General features: G+C 49.8%; 13 protein-coding genes, 1 pseudogene and 2 riboswitches. All 14 genes and pseudogenes read left to right on the top strand.

The window, feature by feature from the left end; all coding sequences use genetic code 11:
* Window positions 1-99: 99 nt before the first annotated feature.
* Window positions 100-1,215 (top strand): sensor histidine kinase, encoded by a 1,116-nt coding sequence (locus DHAF_RS07625; RefSeq protein ID WP_041272054.1) that lies wholly within the window; start codon window positions 100-102, stop codon window positions 1,213-1,215.
* A gap of 75 nt (window positions 1,216-1,290) precedes the next feature.
* On the top strand, window positions 1,291-1,977 hold the full coding sequence (locus DHAF_RS07630) for a response regulator transcription factor (protein WP_015943491.1): 687 nt from the start codon (window positions 1,291-1,293) through the stop codon (window positions 1,975-1,977).
* 26 nt (window positions 1,978-2,003) lie between these two features.
* A complete protein-coding gene (locus DHAF_RS07635) occupies window positions 2,004-2,246 on the top strand; it encodes a 4Fe-4S dicluster domain-containing protein (RefSeq protein ID WP_015943492.1) in 243 nt (80 codons plus the stop codon).
* Window positions 2,247-2,596: 350 nt separating this feature from the next.
* Window positions 2,597-3,100, top strand: coding sequence for an Rpn family recombination-promoting nuclease/putative transposase (locus DHAF_RS26750; RefSeq protein ID WP_015943493.1), 504 nt, complete (start codon window positions 2,597-2,599; stop codon window positions 3,098-3,100).
* A gap of 415 nt (window positions 3,101-3,515) precedes the next feature.
* Window positions 3,516-4,463 (top strand): annotated as a pseudogene (locus tag DHAF_RS07645) (reverse transcriptase domain-containing protein); the annotation flags it as partial.
* Window positions 4,464-5,050: 587 nt separating this feature from the next.
* A complete protein-coding gene (locus DHAF_RS07650; RefSeq protein WP_015943495.1) occupies window positions 5,051-6,874 on the top strand; it encodes a reverse transcriptase/maturase family protein in 1,824 nt (607 codons plus the stop codon).
* A 70-nt stretch (window positions 6,875-6,944) separates the two neighbouring features.
* Complete coding sequence (locus DHAF_RS24725; protein WP_049769563.1) at window positions 6,945-7,448, top strand: group II intron reverse transcriptase/maturase; 504 nt, start codon at window positions 6,945-6,947, stop codon at window positions 7,446-7,448.
* 58 nt (window positions 7,449-7,506) lie between these two features.
* Window positions 7,507-7,830 (top strand): HNH endonuclease, encoded by a 324-nt coding sequence (locus DHAF_RS26755; protein ID WP_420794932.1) that lies wholly within the window; start codon window positions 7,507-7,509, stop codon window positions 7,828-7,830.
* Between the two features lie 86 nt (window positions 7,831-7,916).
* On the top strand, window positions 7,917-8,297 hold the full coding sequence (locus tag DHAF_RS07660) for an Rpn family recombination-promoting nuclease/putative transposase (RefSeq protein ID WP_242659948.1): 381 nt from the start codon (window positions 7,917-7,919) through the stop codon (window positions 8,295-8,297).
* 376 nt (window positions 8,298-8,673) lie between these two features.
* Window positions 8,674-8,852: riboswitch (cobalamin riboswitch) on the top strand.
* A gap of 153 nt (window positions 8,853-9,005) precedes the next feature.
* Window positions 9,006-9,662, top strand: a complete 657-nt coding sequence (locus DHAF_RS07665) for a double-CXXCG motif protein (protein WP_015943496.1) — start codon at window positions 9,006-9,008, stop codon at window positions 9,660-9,662.
* A gap of 154 nt (window positions 9,663-9,816) precedes the next feature.
* A riboswitch (molybdenum cofactor riboswitch) is annotated at window positions 9,817-9,949 on the top strand.
* Window positions 9,950-10,054: 105 nt separating this feature from the next.
* Window positions 10,055-11,365, top strand: a complete 1,311-nt coding sequence (locus DHAF_RS07670) for a molybdopterin molybdotransferase MoeA (protein ID WP_015943497.1) — start codon at window positions 10,055-10,057, stop codon at window positions 11,363-11,365.
* A 14-nt stretch (window positions 11,366-11,379) separates the two neighbouring features.
* Entirely contained in the window at window positions 11,380-12,159 is a 780-nt protein-coding gene (locus DHAF_RS07675; protein ID WP_015943498.1) for a nucleotide-binding protein, read from the top strand.
* A gap of 41 nt (window positions 12,160-12,200) precedes the next feature.
* The gene (locus DHAF_RS07680; protein ID WP_015943499.1) at window positions 12,201-13,442 is read left to right on the top strand and encodes a nitrogenase component 1; all 1,242 of its coding nucleotides are present in this window, start codon (window positions 12,201-12,203) and stop codon (window positions 13,440-13,442) included.
* A gap of 5 nt (window positions 13,443-13,447) precedes the next feature.
* Window positions 13,448-14,668: a nitrogenase component 1 gene (locus tag DHAF_RS07685; RefSeq protein WP_015943500.1), complete on the top strand. Its 1,221-nt coding sequence runs from the start codon at window positions 13,448-13,450 to the stop codon at window positions 14,666-14,668.
* Window positions 14,669-14,673 lie beyond the last annotated feature (5 nt).

Here is a 14,673-nt window from a genome sequence, read left to right on the forward strand (position 1 = left end):
TAAAATTAAAACAGGTGGATTGATGTTAAGGGTTATTTTAGGTAGATGTTTCAGGAAGAGGGTGATGGCTTGAGACCAGATGGATTGAGACCAGATGGATTGAGACCAGATAGAAAGTTTCATAAATTGTATCATGAGGAGTTTCATAAGGGCAGGCAGCACGGGGAATTTCGGGAATTGCGCAGGTCCATGAAGTTTCTGCGCCCGGTCGGAGTCCTTTTGAATTTGCTTCTTTTATACCTGCTCTTTCAATGGATCGGGCTCAAAGCCATTGCTGTATTTTTTGCCTTGATCCTCATCACCCGGGAAATACTCCAGCTCGGTTTTTTCCGGCGTCTGGAGAAGAGGGTCTTTAAACCGATGGAACAATTGAAGCAGGGCTTTGATGAAATCGCCAAAGGAAATTATCAGGTGTCAATTGAGCCGGAAGTCGAAAATGAATTCACGCAGCTGATTTACGCTTTTAATGAAATGGCTTTTAAACTGCAGGAAAGCGAAAGAAGCAATCAGGAGTATGAGAAAAACAGAAAGACTCTGGTGGCCAACATCTCCCATGATCTAAAAACGCCGATTACCTCGATCCAGGGCTATCTGGAAGTAATTCTTGAGGGGTGCGTCGGCGAACCGGAAAAAATAAAGCGTTACCTGGAGACGATTTACAGCAATACTGCCTATATGAATAAGCTGATTGACGATCTGTTTTTATTTTCCAAGCTGGATCTGGACAAAGTGGCGATGAATTATGAAGTCCTGAGCATAGGCGCTTATCTGGACGATTTGGCCACCGAGTTAAAATTTGAGTTTGAAGAAAGGCAATTCAAGTTTTTCTATCAGAACAGAACGGACCGGGACTATGCGGTCACTATTGATGGGAAACGGGTGTATCAAGGGATCCGCAATATCATCGATAATGCCATGAAGTATGGGCCGGAGCAGGATTTAAAGGTGACAATGGAGCTATATGTTCAGGAAGATGATATCTGCATCGACATTGCCGACAATGGCCCGGGAATTCCGGAAGAGCAGCTGCCCCATATTTTTAACCGCTTTTACCGGCTTGACACGGAACGCTCCAAAGATTTCACAAGTACGGGACTGGGTTTGGCCATAGCCAAAGAGTTGATTGAAGCCCAGGGGGGCACGATCTCAGCTGCCAGTACAGACAGGGCCGGCTCCCGCTTTACCATAAAGCTGCCTATTAGTAAATCATCTTAATAAATCCTCTCAATACTTTGCTCCGCGCGAAATAGTGTAGTTCAATCATGACAATAGGATGGAGGGCCTATGGCAATGAAAAATATCCTGATCATCGAAGATGATGTCAATATTGCCGAACTGGAACGGGATTACCTGCAGCTTAACGGCTACCAGGTCGATATCGTCCTGGATGGAGCAACGGGGCTGAAGAAAGCTGTCTCCGGGACTTATGATATTCTGATCGTCGATTTAATGCTGCCCCAGCTGGACGGGTTTGAGATCATTAAAGAAGTCCGCAAGAAGTTGGAGATTCCCATTATCGTCCTGTCGGCCCGCAGTGAAGATATTGATAAAATCAGGGGACTGGATTACGGTGCCGACGATTATTTGACGAAACCTTTCAGCCCCGCGGAGCTCATGGCCCGCATCCGATCCCATTTGAAACGATACGAACGTCTGACAGGTAAGCACCAGGGCATAGAGGTGATTAATCACCGTGGGCTGGAAATCAATACCGCCTCCCATAAAGTCTATGTCAATGGCAAAGAAGTTCAGTTCACCGCCAAGGAATACGAACTCCTGCTCTTCTTTGCTTCCAACCCGAATATACTTTTCAGCAAGGAGCGCATCTTTGATCTGCTTTGGGGGGCGGAGTACTACGGGGATCTGGCAACCGTCCCGGTTCATATTCAAAAGATCAGGAAGAAAATCGAAAGAGACCCGGCCAACCCGGAATATATAGAGACCGTCTGGGGAACCGGCTATCGGTTTAATCCGTAAAATTTAATTTAGGGGAGTGTTGGTTTATGAGTGTAAGCATTAATTTAAATCGGTGTGATGGCTGTGGGTTATGTATCAGCCAATGTCCGGCTAAGGTATTGGAATTAAAAGAGGTTAAGCAGGCCGATTATAATCAGCTTAATATGATGGGAAAATTAAAGATCAGAGTCAAGGGTAATTCGAGAGCCTATGTCAGCAATGAATCCGCCTGTACAAGGTGTAAACTGTGTCAAAATAACTGCCATGAGAGGGCGATTAAAGTCGGTTAAGGGGTTAATGCCATTTGAAATTCCCAAACGTTTGGGAATTTCGGAGCTTTAGAGGTGAGCTAGTCCTAAGCAGGAGAACGAAACCATGTGAAATGCCCCAAATTTCCAAGCGCTTGGAAACTTGGGGCAAGATATTTATCAGAAGGGTTATAGCAGAGGAGATGGCTAAAAGCGGACACGAATCCGATTTTAAAGATTCAAATAATATTCGCATAAGTGATTGTATTTAGAACGTATGTTTGGTATAATTTTATTGAGGGAATAAAAGGTAATTATTCTAAAATCCAGGTATTAATTACTCTATAACCTCAAACTATGATATATTAATATTAAGTAAGAAGGGGAAGAATATGAGTCTTATTCACAATCCCCACGATAAATTTTTTAAAGAAACCTTTGGTGATGTCGGCACGGCCAGGAGTTTTCTTGAGAACTATCTTCCGCAGGAGGTTCGGGCACTGGTTGATCTGAAAACCGTCCTGCCGCAAAAGGACAGCTATATCGATCAGGAGCTGCAGGAAAGCTTTTCCGACCTCCTGTTTCAAGTGAAGATTCGTGAGAATGAAGGGTACTTCTATTTCCTGTTTGAGCATAAAGTGCGCCCATACGCAGACAGGCGAAAAAAAATGTCTACAAGGCTAGCTGACGATTCTGTCTTGAGCAAGCAGAGGGAAATGTTCATGCAATCCGTAAATCACGGAAAGCCCCCCTACATTTCGCGATTTATCCGAAAGGGAAACCGGACGGGGAGTGCAGCATGTCGCTGCTCCAACGGAGCGAGAGCTACCGCGCCCCAATCTCTTAAAGGGCACGATGCTCAGGAATGTAAATTCGTGTATGAGGTTAAAAGCTAAACTGCCTAAATGATAGTCAGAGCTGGGTTAATCGAGCCCACGCACGAAAAGAGATGATACGTGCGATGCCATAGGTGAATGCGGTCTTTTGTGGCGCAAACACGGATACTCAATGGCAAGCGACCGCAAGACAGCGGCAAATGGCGAACGTCATAACCGACAACACGGAAAGCTCATCGCGTCTAGCTAAATGGGGATTGCCTAAACCCATAAACGTGGGCAAGGCAACACAGCTCCCGTAGTAGTCTGAGAACCCTGAACCAACAGGGATAGCCGTAAAAAGGAAGCGGGAAAGCCGCTCACATGTGGCAGAGTCTGCACAACAGACCGACGTCACAGCACGCCAAATAGCGTGCGGCGAAGGGGAGCAGTTTACCACAATAATACTTCAGGAGAGGATGGCGCGTGAGGCGCTATGCGAAGTCCAATCACAGTATTAAAAAGTTTGACTGAAAAATCCAAGGATGAATCGTACAAATTCCAGCGGCTATACCGGAACTTGTACAACCCCGAATTTTACTGGCTGGCCTACCAGAACATCTATGCTAATAAAGGCAGTATGACGCCGGGGATGGACGGTACAACCATAAGTGGAATTAACGAAGAACGCATCAGGCAAATCATCGCATCCCTAAAAGACCAAAGCTATCAACCGCACCCAGCGCGAAGAGTGTACATCGAGAAAAAGAACAGCCAAAAGAAAAGGCCCCTCGGCATATCCACCGCCAATGACAAACTTGTGCAAGAAGTTGTCCGAATGATTCTTGAGAGCATTTTTGAGCCAACGTTCTCGGATAAATCGCACGGATTCCGACCGGTACGGAGCTGCCAAACGGCGCTGCTGCAGATACAAGGGAACTTCACGGGTGTAAACTGGTTCGTTGAGGGCGACATCGAAGCCTGCTTCGACAGCTTTGACCACCACGTATTAATTGAGCTTCTCCAACGGCGTATTGACGATGCATCATTCATATCGCTAATGTGGAAGTTCCTCAAAGCAGGGTACATGGAACAATGGGAATACAACATGACTTACGACGGTGTCCCCCAAGGGTCGGGCATCAGCCCCATCTTGTCAAACATATATCTCAGCGAACTGGATACGTTTATGAGTGAGTACAAAGCCGCCTTTGACATCCGAAAAACGCACGGACGAAAACCAAGTAGCAATTACTGCCACGCCCGGTACATGGCCAGCAAATACCGTAAAGAATCACGGGCAATCTGGGGCAACCTGACCCCCAGCGAGAAAAAGAGCCGCATGAAAGAACAAAGGGCGCTGTCAGTGAAACAACGTGAAACGCCAGCACACGATGTATTCGATGATACATTCAAAATTATTCAATACGCACGTTATGCTGACGGCGTGCGCCCGTAAGACATGCTGAAAAGCATGGCGCGGGTCAGTCTGAAATCCGCCCCGGCAAGGCGGTGGGCTAGATATGGAATCGCCTATCATCACCCGGCTCACCCTGAAGGGAAACCAGACGGGGAGCATAGCATGCCGGGAAAGGCGCAAGTCAGCCAACCATCAGGCTGCGACTGAGCGTCGAGATGAAAAGTCCTGCATGAGGATAAAAGTTGGATTACCTGAACGACAGCCAGAGGAGTGCTAGCGTAGACCACGGCGGAAGATGGTTACAAACGCCGTGTGGCAGCGGGGGTGCGCATAAAGTCGTCATGTGCATGCCGCCATATCCCCTGCCTTCCAGCCGCAATCAGCGGAAAATGGCGAAAATCGTATCCGACAGCAGGACATGCCTGTTCAGACTGGCCTAAATGGGGATAGCCTAAGCCGGAGTGCTGTAACAATCAGCTATGGAGTACTGTCCTGAAAATCCGGCACGGCTACGGAGCCCTCGTAGTAGTCCGAGACGGGGAAAGCCCGTCACATGGCAAAGGAGGGCAGTTTATTCTCCAGTACAACAAAGGAAGGATGCGTGAGGCATTATGAGAAGTCCCCAAATTGTATTGGAAAATCTACAGAGGCAATCCCAAAAGCAAGACTACCGGTTTGAGCGTTTGTATCGGAATCTCTACAACCCAGACTTCTACCTGTTAGCGTATCAGAAGCTGTACGCCAACAATGGAGCCATGACCCCGGGAGTGGATAGAACAACGCTGGACGGTACCGGTATGGAGCGCATTGAATCCCTGATTCAATCGCTTAAGAACCGCAGCTACCAGCCACAACCAGCGCGCCGGCGCTACATCCCCAAGAAAAGTGGGAAAGGACAACGGCCACTGGGGATTCAGGCGGCAAATGACAAGCTGGTGCAAGAAGTCGTGCGCATGCTGCTTGAGAGTATCTACGAGCCAACTTTTCTGGACTCTTCCCACGGGTTTCGACCGAACAGAAGCTGCCATACGGCGCTCGCCCGGATGCAGCGCAGCTTCAATGGGGTCAAGTGGTTTGTCGAGGGTGACATCAAAGCCTATTTCGATACTATCGACCACCACATGCTGGTGAACATCCTGCGCAGGCGCATCCAGGACGAGAACTTTATCTCTCTGATCTGGAAGTTCCTCAGGGCTGGATACCTGGAAGACTGGCAGTACAATGCCACCTACAGCGGGTCTCCGCAGGGGTCAGGTGCCAGTCCCCTTCTTGCCAATCTGTACCTCCATGAGCTGGATTTGTATATGGAAGAGTATAAACAGCGGTTCGACAAAGGCAATCGCCGCCAGGCAGGCAAGGACTACGGACGCGCCCAGCGAACCCACCAGTATCGGAAAGTAAAGTACGACCGCCTGTGGTTAACCCTGACGGATGAGGAAAAGAAAGCGGCGCAAAGAGAAATCAGAGCCCTGCGCAAGCGGATGCTAGAATGCCCCGCCAATGACCCGATGGATGGCACCTACCGCAGAATCCAATACGTGCGCTATTGTGACGACTTTCTCGTGGGAATCATCGGCAGCAAGACGGATGCAGAGAAAGTCAAAGCTGACATTTGTCGGTTTCTCTCGGACAAGCTGAAGTTGACCCTCTCCCCGGAAAAGACTCTGATTACGCACGGACAGGATAAGGCGCGCTTCCTGGGATACGATATCGCGGTATGCCAGGACAACACCACCAGAAGGACATCCAGAGGTCAGAGCCGGGTGCACTCCGGAAAGGTCAAGCTGTATGTCCCGAAAGACAAATGGGTTGGTAAGTTGCGGGAATACGGTGTGCTCAAAGTAGCCTCGGACGGTAACGGCAAGGAAAAATGGACACCGCAGCCAAGAACCGACTTCATGGGACTGGAGCCGCGCGAAATCGTCAACATGTATAATGCCCAGCTTCGGGGTATCTACAACTATTTTCGGATGGCCAACAACGCCTCGGTACTAAACAAGTTTCATTACGTCATGAAGTACAGCTTGTACAAGACTCTGGCGGGTAAGTTCAGAACCACGGTTTCAAAGATTAATGCCAAATATAGCCGTGATGGCGCATTTATCGTGGAGTACATGACTAAGTCAGGAATCCGGAGGGTCACGTTTTATCAAGATGGATTCCCTCGCATAGTTGCCCCCCTGCCAGCAAATGTGGACTACCAACCGGAATACGTGGTCAACTACGAACCCAAGGAACTGTTCTACCGCATGAAGGCCGCCAGGTGTGAGTTGTGCGGCAAGGAACATGTTCTGGTCAGCTCCCATCAGGTGAAGCGCCTGAAAGACCTGACCGGCAGCCACCCATGGGAACGGGTCATGCTGAAAATGCGCCGAAAGACGCTAATTGTGTGCAACGAGTGCCACAGGGCAATACACTCTGTAGATTCTGAGTAAATGGAGAGCCGTATACCCCGAGAGGGGTAAGTACGGTTCGGGGGCGAGCATCCGGAAACCTGCCGCAGCAATGCGGCAAGGCGCTGGGTGCTTAGCCTACTTCATCGTCGGAGTTATCGGCAGCAAAACCGACGCCGAACGCGTCAAAACAGACATCAAACAGTTCTTAGCAGGAGAGCTTAAACTCAAAATGTCGGACGCCAAGACAAAGATTACACATTCAGGGGATAAAGCCCGCTTTCTCGGATATGATATTTACGTCTCACGGGAGCAGTGCGCAAAGAGACGAAAAGATGGAGCCATTATGCGTTCGCAAACAGGTTCCATCAAACTGCTGGTCCCGCACGAAAAATGGGTGGGCAAACTCCGCGAGTACAAGGCGTTCAAGACAGTTCTGACTTCAGATGGCAAGGAGTCCTACAAGGCATTGCACCGGGGCAAGCTTGTTAACCGGTCTGACATCGACATTTTAACAGCATACAACCAAGAGATAAGAGGGATTCGCAATTACTATAGGGTTGCGAACAACTCCATCAAAATAGGCCGATTACAGTATGCTGAAAACGTTCGCTAGAAAATACAGGACATCAGTTTCAAGAATAAAAGCCCGTTACGTGATGAAAAAGACGTTTATGGTGGAGTACACAATAAAAAGTGGCAAAAGAGTGGCAACGTTTTATAACGGCGGCTTTCATCGAGAGAGACTGGCAATAAATGATGCACGGGTGTCACTCCTCCCACAATACACAAGATATGAGAAAAGGAACAGTTTCACCAATCGTATACGTCTGCATAAGTGTGAACTCTGCGAAAAAACGAGTGGGCAATTAACTTTCCACCAAGTCAAGAAACTGAAGGAACTGAAAGGCGAGCGTGCATGGGAACGCGTAATGATTGAACGCAGGCGCAAGACGCTAGTCGTATGTCCTGATTGCTATCAACAAATTCATACCTGAGATTAGTTCGGCAATCGAAGGTAAATGGCGAGCCGGATACATCGAGAGATGTCCGTCCGGTTCTGGAGGGAGCGCGGCGGTAGCTTATGCTATCGCCAACCTTACCTCATAGCTACCCATCCCAAAGCATAGCCCTGCAGCTGCTGAAATATATGGTCAGGATATGGGAAAGTAAGCTAAAGGAATCTCCGACAGATAGACTACCGGTCATCATTCCGCTGGTAATCTATCACGGTCAGGAGCAATGGGACGGTCCGCTGAAACTATCTGGGATGATCGACCATTATGAACAGCTGCCTGATACGGTAACCCAATATATCCCGGAGTACAGATACATCCTCTACAACCTCTCCACATACACTGATCAAGAACTGGTCGGCAATATGTTGCTCCTGATTGTATTGAGGGCGATGCGGGCAATCTTTATCAAAGATGAAAAAATTTCTATACCATCCTGCATGAATTAGTTTTCAATTTGGAGAAGGTGGAAGACAAGGAAAAGGCGAAGCGATTCTTTGAAACCTTGATCATATACATCTTAAGTACCCGGCAGGACCTGGAGTTGAAAAGGATTTATGCTAATTATCAATGCAATAGTCCAGAAACATTCTCTAAATCTGCATATAAATCACCAAGGGCCACCTTTGCAAACAGGGTGTCTACATTATCAAAAAGGACTGTTCGCCGGAGGCAATTTTCGCTTTCGTATCATTGATTTCTTCCCGAAGTTCATCCTTTCTTACCAATAATATATGCTGCTCTTTGCTGTAGGCAAAATATTCTGTTGACTTACAGTGATACTTGATATAATGTTGGTTATAAGGAAAAGTTTAGGAAAAAACTGAATATCAGGCGGAATAGGGTTGCTTAAATGCATTAATAGGGAACTCCGGTGTGAAGCCGGGACAGCCCCGCTACTGTAAGAAGGACGAGTCCCTTAGAGGATCCACTGGTGAAAACCGGGAAGGTAAGGGATGAGGATGAGTTCAAGTCAGGATACCTGCCCCATTCCGGAAACACAAGTTTTCGGGGGAGAATAAGTGTAGCAAATTTATGGGTAGGATGATCGCTCATCTTTACTTATTACATGACGTCTGCCAGAGCCGAATACACCGGCTCTTTTTTATTATCGGAGTATATGCTGGAAGGTAGAGTATATATTGGAAGGTGATGAGATGCGTTATTATTGTTTGGAAATTGATGAAGGAGAAAAAGAGCCCTACGCCTATGGAGCAAGTGTAGGCGAATGGCCAAGAAAAGAGATCCATTGTCCCCTATGCCAAAGAGAATGGAAAAAAAGCACAATGTATGACTGGGGAACCGATAACCCTATTGTTTTGTCTAATGATAATTATCCTGATTTTCTCTGGTTTTATATCAACCATATCTCAGGGAAGGCCAAAGACGTTCTGGAAAGAGAAAAGATTACGGGTTACAGCTTAGAGAAAGCTCATGTACTATCCGTCCGTGATCTATCGGATCTGCAACTAAAGGAGCTCCGGCGCCAGGGGATCAGAATCCATAAGATACCCACGGAACCGCCGGTCTATCACAAGCTTCATGTCGCTGTGAGTGCCGAATTTTATAAAAAATCAAATGTTATTCTGCTCGATCGTTGTCCGGAATGCGGCTACGAAACCTATAGTGCCGAGAACAAGGAGCGGGTTGAAGCGCGGGATTACCTTTATTTAAGAGAAGAATCCCTCAAAGGAGCGGATCTGTTCAGAGCCAAGGGCTACGGTGTTACCGTTTATTGCTCCGAGCGATTTGTGGAAGTCTATAAAAGACACGAGCTCACAGGGCTGACATTTACCGAGATTGAAGTGCTTTGATATCAGGCACTTCTTTTTTGAGCATAAACATAGCTTTGTATACCCCAATTTTATAACTATATAAACCTATATAACCTAATTTAGTGTAAAATAAAATCAGGATATTTATTTTTATGTTTATTTATGTTATGTTATGTTTATGGATAAACAACGAAATTGAATAGTTTTCCGAGCTCCTTTGTCTAAAAGACTATCTCATGACGGAGGAGCCTGAGCAAACCGCTCACGGGGTCAGTCAGGAAACCAGCTGGCCTTCACTGATGAAAAGGAAGCAGAAAATACAGGATTGACAGATCGGATGCTGGCTTTTGCTGTTTTCGTCATCAGGCGGTTTTGCTTTAGAAAGGCAGGCCGCTTTTTCTGTTGGTATTGTTTTTATAAGGAGAAACACCATGGCAAATAATCAGCATGATCACATCAGCTGCCCCTCCTCATCCTGCATCGGTTGTGCCACACGCTGTCATCGGCAGCAGAATGATCCGTTCTCCCGGGATGAGGCTTTGGCGATCCTTTTCGACCAGGCCAAATTTGAACTGGCCAAGGAATTCGTACCACTGAATGAAGCTTTGGGCCGGGTGACTTCGGAACCGACCTATGCGGCCTTCTCGGTGCCTTCGGCAGATACCGCCCAGCATGACGGAATTATGGTGAACTGGGAACAGGCTAAAAAGCTGCTTGAGAGCGGCAGCCGGGTGCTGGCTGAACATGAATTTTGTCTCCGGGCCATGGGCGCGGTGATTGAACCGCCTTTTGATACAGTGATTCCGTTGGAACAGGTAAAGCATTGGACAGATGGAAGAGTGGAAATCAAGGCCCTGCCCGCACCGGGGCAGGGAATCAAGGGGGCAGGCAGCAGCATCAGGGGGGGTGAGCGGCTTGTTCCGGCCAATTACCGACTAAACCCGGCTCATCTCTCGATCCTGCGTTTTGCCGGAGTGGAAACGATAACCGTATGGAAAAAGCCCAAAGCTGCCATCATTCCGGTGGGGGACGACCTGGTGGCACCCGGCCGCCGGCCCGGCCCCGGACAGGTAGTGGAGTCGGATAGCATTCTCTTGGCAGGGATCCTTCAGGAATGCGGCGGGGAGGCCTGGACAGAACCGGTGGCAGGGGATGGGGTAGACCTGATCTGCCAGGCTATTCTGCAGGTTATCTCCCGCTGTGATGTTCTGATCCTGATCGGGGGCTTAGGCCGCAGCGGAGCCCGGTATGGGGATTATACCGTCCAGGCTGTCGAAAAACTGGGCAGAGTACTGGTCCAGGGCATGGGGTTCAACCCCGGTGGGAAAGCCATGCTGCTGGCAGAAATCCAGGGGAAATGTGTCGTGGGAATTCCTGCGCCTCCTCATGCGGCTCTGACTCAGGCTGAGCAGTACCTGCCGGCGATTATGGAACGCTTTCTGGGGTGTCCGTGTTATGAGCGGCCGGAGATCAAAGCCCGGCTGCATGAGGATTACCAAAGCGGAATCCGCTCCGGCCGTCATGCTCATGTAGGTCTCCGTTGGACCGGGGAGGATTATGAGATTGTTCCTATCCGGATGGGAGACACAGTGGATTGTTTTGTCAATGCCACGGGGATTTTGATGGAGGAAGCTGAGGACCGTTTGCTAAAAAAGGGGGAACCAGCTGCAGTGCGGCTGCTTTGCGGCGAAAAGACGCTCAGGCAGCGCAGTCAAACTGGGCAGGACAATCCCACCGGGTAAGGAGTGCATAAACCATGATTAGAGCAGCTATTTACGGTAAGGGAGGGATTGGCAAGTCCACCACCACCTCCAATTTGGCAGTCGCCTTGAGCGGGATGGGCTATAAAGTGATGCAGATCGGCTGCGATCCCAAGGCGGATTCCACGCGGATGCTGACCGGGGGCCGAGCCATTCCCACCGTTTTGGAGCTGGTGCGGAGCAGACGGGATGACCTGCAGGTGAGCGACTTTGTGCAGGAGGGATATAACGGAGTGCTTTGTGTGGAAGCAGGGGGTCCTATGCCCGGCATCGGCTGTGCGGGACGGGGAATTATCACCGCTTTTGATACCTTGGCGGAAATGAAGGCTTATGAAGTCTACCAGCCGGATATTGTGCTTTACGATGTGCTGGGAGATGTGGTCTGCGGCGGCTTTGCCATGCCTCTGCGGGGGGAGTATACGGATGTGGTCTTTATCGTTACCTCGGGAGAGATGATGTCCATGTATGCAGCTTCCAATATCGCCGCAGCTTTGGCCAATTTCCGCAGCCGGGACTATGCCCGTTACGGAGGGCTGATCCTGAACCGGCGCAATGTGGACAAGGAGCTGGAGTTGGTGCAGCAGCTGGCGGCGGAAACTCAGGGCGAGCTTATTGCCGTGATTCCCCGGGCGGCCGAGATCCAGAAGGGGGAAGAGCAGGGCAAGACGGTTATGGAGATTTTTCCGGAAACGGAGATTGCCCAATGCTACCGCACTCTGGCCCGGCGTTTCCTCCACACAGTGGATAAGTCAACTAAGCCTCAGGTGGAGTTTTAAACTCCACCTGAAGCAAGTTTCCTATATTGAGGTGTGCGAACATGAGTAAAAGGGTTCAAAATAATCTTCTCTATTATATTCCCAACCGGAGCCGGTCAAAAACGATTCTGCGCATCCCGGAAAGCCACAGTCTCCATATCTGCCCCACGGCCTGCGGCCGCCGCAACGCTATCCGCGCTTTGCAAAACGGGGAAAAGGAGTTTCTCTCCTTTCTATATATTGGGGAAGAGGATGCGGTTTCCGGGCAATATGTTGAGAATATCGGCGATGCGGTGGAGGAGCTCCTGGAAGTGCTGGAGCCGGTGCCCAAGGCCTTTGTGCTGTACTTCAATTGTATCGATGATTTTCTGGGTACTGATGAAAAAGCTCTTTTGCGGGAGCTGAAAAGCCGTTTTCCCGGGCTTTATTTCACAGTTTGTCATATTAATCCCGTGGCGGCTGATGAAAAAATATCCCAGGGTATGCGCAAGCACAACCAGATGTATGGGCTGCTGGAATATACGGAGCAAAAGGAAAATAGCCTCAATTTCATCGGCCATTATGTTTCCCTCGACCCGGAGAGCGAGTTGTTTACTGTCCTGAAGGAGTGGGGAATTGTCACCATACGGGAGCTTTTCACCTGTGAGACCTTTGCGGACTATCAGAAGATGGCCTCCAGCCGGTTAAACCTGGTCTTAATGCCGATGGGTCAGGTTGCCGCTCAAAACATGGCGGCAAAGCTGGACATTCCTTATTATGACAACCCGGTTTCCTATGATCTAAAGGAAGTTCTGCAGCATTATCAAGATCTCGCCGGCCTGTTGGGCAAGTCCTGCCCGGATTTTGGCGGGGAGATCCGGCAGACCCTGCTGGACATCATAGTCACCAGGGAAATGGTGGGAGATATCCCGATTGTTGTGGATTCTTCCGCCTCTATGCGGCCCTTTGCTTTGGCCAAGGCTCTCCTGGGCTACGGCTTTCAAGTGAAGGCGGTCTTTGCCCCCCATTCTCCCCGGGAGGATGCTGAGGAGGGGCAATGGCTGGCCGATCATCACCCCCAGGTCACCGTGATCAACCGGGAGGGTGTCAAAGCCGTTGCCGGTTATGGCCTGGACAGGGAATGCCTGGCAATCGGCTATGACTGCGCTTTTTTGCTGAAGGCCAGGCATTTTGTGAATATGTTCAATGACGAATCCTTTTATGGGTTCCACGGTATTCGCAAGCTGATGGGGCTGATGGGCAAAGCTGCCGCCAGGTCAGCGGACTGGGAACACCTGAACGAGAAAAAGGATGAGGGGAAGTGAGCATCATGGAACGGCTAGCTGTCTATCTCCCGCCTTTTGCCAGCGATTACTCCGGAGTCTGCTCTGCGCTGTATGAATTGAATTGTCTGATCATTATCGATGATGCCTCATGCTGTACCCGCAATTATGTCACCTATGACGAACCCCGCTGGACGGAAAGCACGCGCAGCACCTTTGGTTCCAATCTAAGAACCATTGAAGCAGTGCTGGGGGATGAAGAACGGCTGATCAGCCAGACGATTGAAGCGGCAGAGAAGCTCAAGCCGGAATTCATTGCTCTGCTGGGCAGCCCTGTGCCGGCGATCATCGGCAGGGATATGAAGGGTATTGCCCGGGAGATTGAGGCGCGCAGCGGTTTTGCGGCCTTAGGATTTGCTACGACCGGATTTTCTTATTACAACAAAGGAATTTCGGCCGCCCACCTGCGGCTGCTCCAGCGATTCGCTGTCCCCGGAATCCCAACGGCTGCCGGACATGTGAATATTTTAGGCCTGACTCCCCTGGATTTCTCGGCCAATGATAACAGCAGAGATCTAATTCGTCTGCTGGAAGATAACGGCTTCCGGGTTAACGTAAGCTTTTGGATGGGGACGGAACTGGATCAACTGCGGCGGGCTCCCGCCGCGGAGGTCAATCTGGTGGTATCCCAGTCCGGTTGGGCGGCTGCCCAATACCTCTATAAAAATTACGGTATTCCCTATGTGGCGGCGGCTCCTTTAGGGATAAGGCACAGCAGGATGGTGCTGGAGGCTTTAGGGCAGACCATGGCGGATAAGCAAAATCGGATCATTAAGGATGCCAAGACGGGAACTGGTGCTGCTTGGCTGGCCGCCGGAGAAGATGGAGCTTGGCCGGCGGCAGGGACAGGGGCTTTGCTGATAATCGGCGATCAGGTAATGGCCAATTCTTTGCGGGCCGCTCTCCGGCAAGCCGATTGCAGGCAGGACATCACCGTGGCCAGCTTCTTTGACCTGGAACCGGAATTGGCTTTACCCGGCGATCTGCTGCTGAAAAGCGAAAAGCAGCTGATTAAGCTTTTGCGCAGCGGCGCTTATACAAGGCTTATGGCCGATCCGCTGATCCTCAGTATTCCCGCCGCAGCCGGGCTTAAGGGCCATAGCCTCCCGCACCCGGCCATATCCAGCCTGCTGCACTGGCAGGATGTGCCTCTTTTCCTCGGCGAGGAATTTGAAAAGCTCATTTTGAGCTGGAGTGACGGCAATTAAAGAAT

It is taken from the genome of Desulfitobacterium hafniense DCB-2, assembly GCF_000021925.1.
GTDB classification, from domain to species: Bacteria; Bacillota; Desulfitobacteriia; order Desulfitobacteriales; family Desulfitobacteriaceae; genus Desulfitobacterium; species Desulfitobacterium hafniense.

Bases quoted from the DNA above. Each gene is read 5' to 3' on its own strand.
- DHAF_RS07630 (WP_015943491.1), top strand. From the start codon at position 1,291: ATGAAAAATATCCTGATCATCGAAGATGATGTCAATATTGCCGAACTG.
- DHAF_RS07635 (WP_015943492.1), top strand. From the start codon at position 2,004: ATGAGTGTAAGCATTAATTTAAATCGGTGTGATGGCTGTGGGTTATGT.
- DHAF_RS26750 (WP_015943493.1), top strand. From the start codon at position 2,597: ATGAGTCTTATTCACAATCCCCACGATAAATTTTTTAAAGAAACCTTT.
- DHAF_RS07650 (WP_015943495.1), top strand. From the start codon at position 5,051: ATGAGAAGTCCCCAAATTGTATTGGAAAATCTACAGAGGCAATCCCAA.
- DHAF_RS24725 (WP_049769563.1), top strand. From the start codon at position 6,945: ATGCGGCAAGGCGCTGGGTGCTTAGCCTACTTCATCGTCGGAGTTATC.
- DHAF_RS26755 (WP_420794932.1), top strand. From the start codon at position 7,507: ATGGTGGAGTACACAATAAAAAGTGGCAAAAGAGTGGCAACGTTTTAT.
- DHAF_RS07660 (WP_242659948.1), top strand. From the start codon at position 7,917: ATGCTATCGCCAACCTTACCTCATAGCTACCCATCCCAAAGCATAGCC.
- DHAF_RS07665 (WP_015943496.1), top strand. From the start codon at position 9,006: ATGCGTTATTATTGTTTGGAAATTGATGAAGGAGAAAAAGAGCCCTAC.
- DHAF_RS07670 (WP_015943497.1), top strand. From the start codon at position 10,055: ATGGCAAATAATCAGCATGATCACATCAGCTGCCCCTCCTCATCCTGC.
- DHAF_RS07675 (WP_015943498.1), top strand. From the start codon at position 11,380: ATGATTAGAGCAGCTATTTACGGTAAGGGAGGGATTGGCAAGTCCACC.
- DHAF_RS07680 (WP_015943499.1), top strand. From the start codon at position 12,201: ATGAGTAAAAGGGTTCAAAATAATCTTCTCTATTATATTCCCAACCGG.
- DHAF_RS07685 (WP_015943500.1), top strand. From the start codon at position 13,448: ATGGAACGGCTAGCTGTCTATCTCCCGCCTTTTGCCAGCGATTACTCC.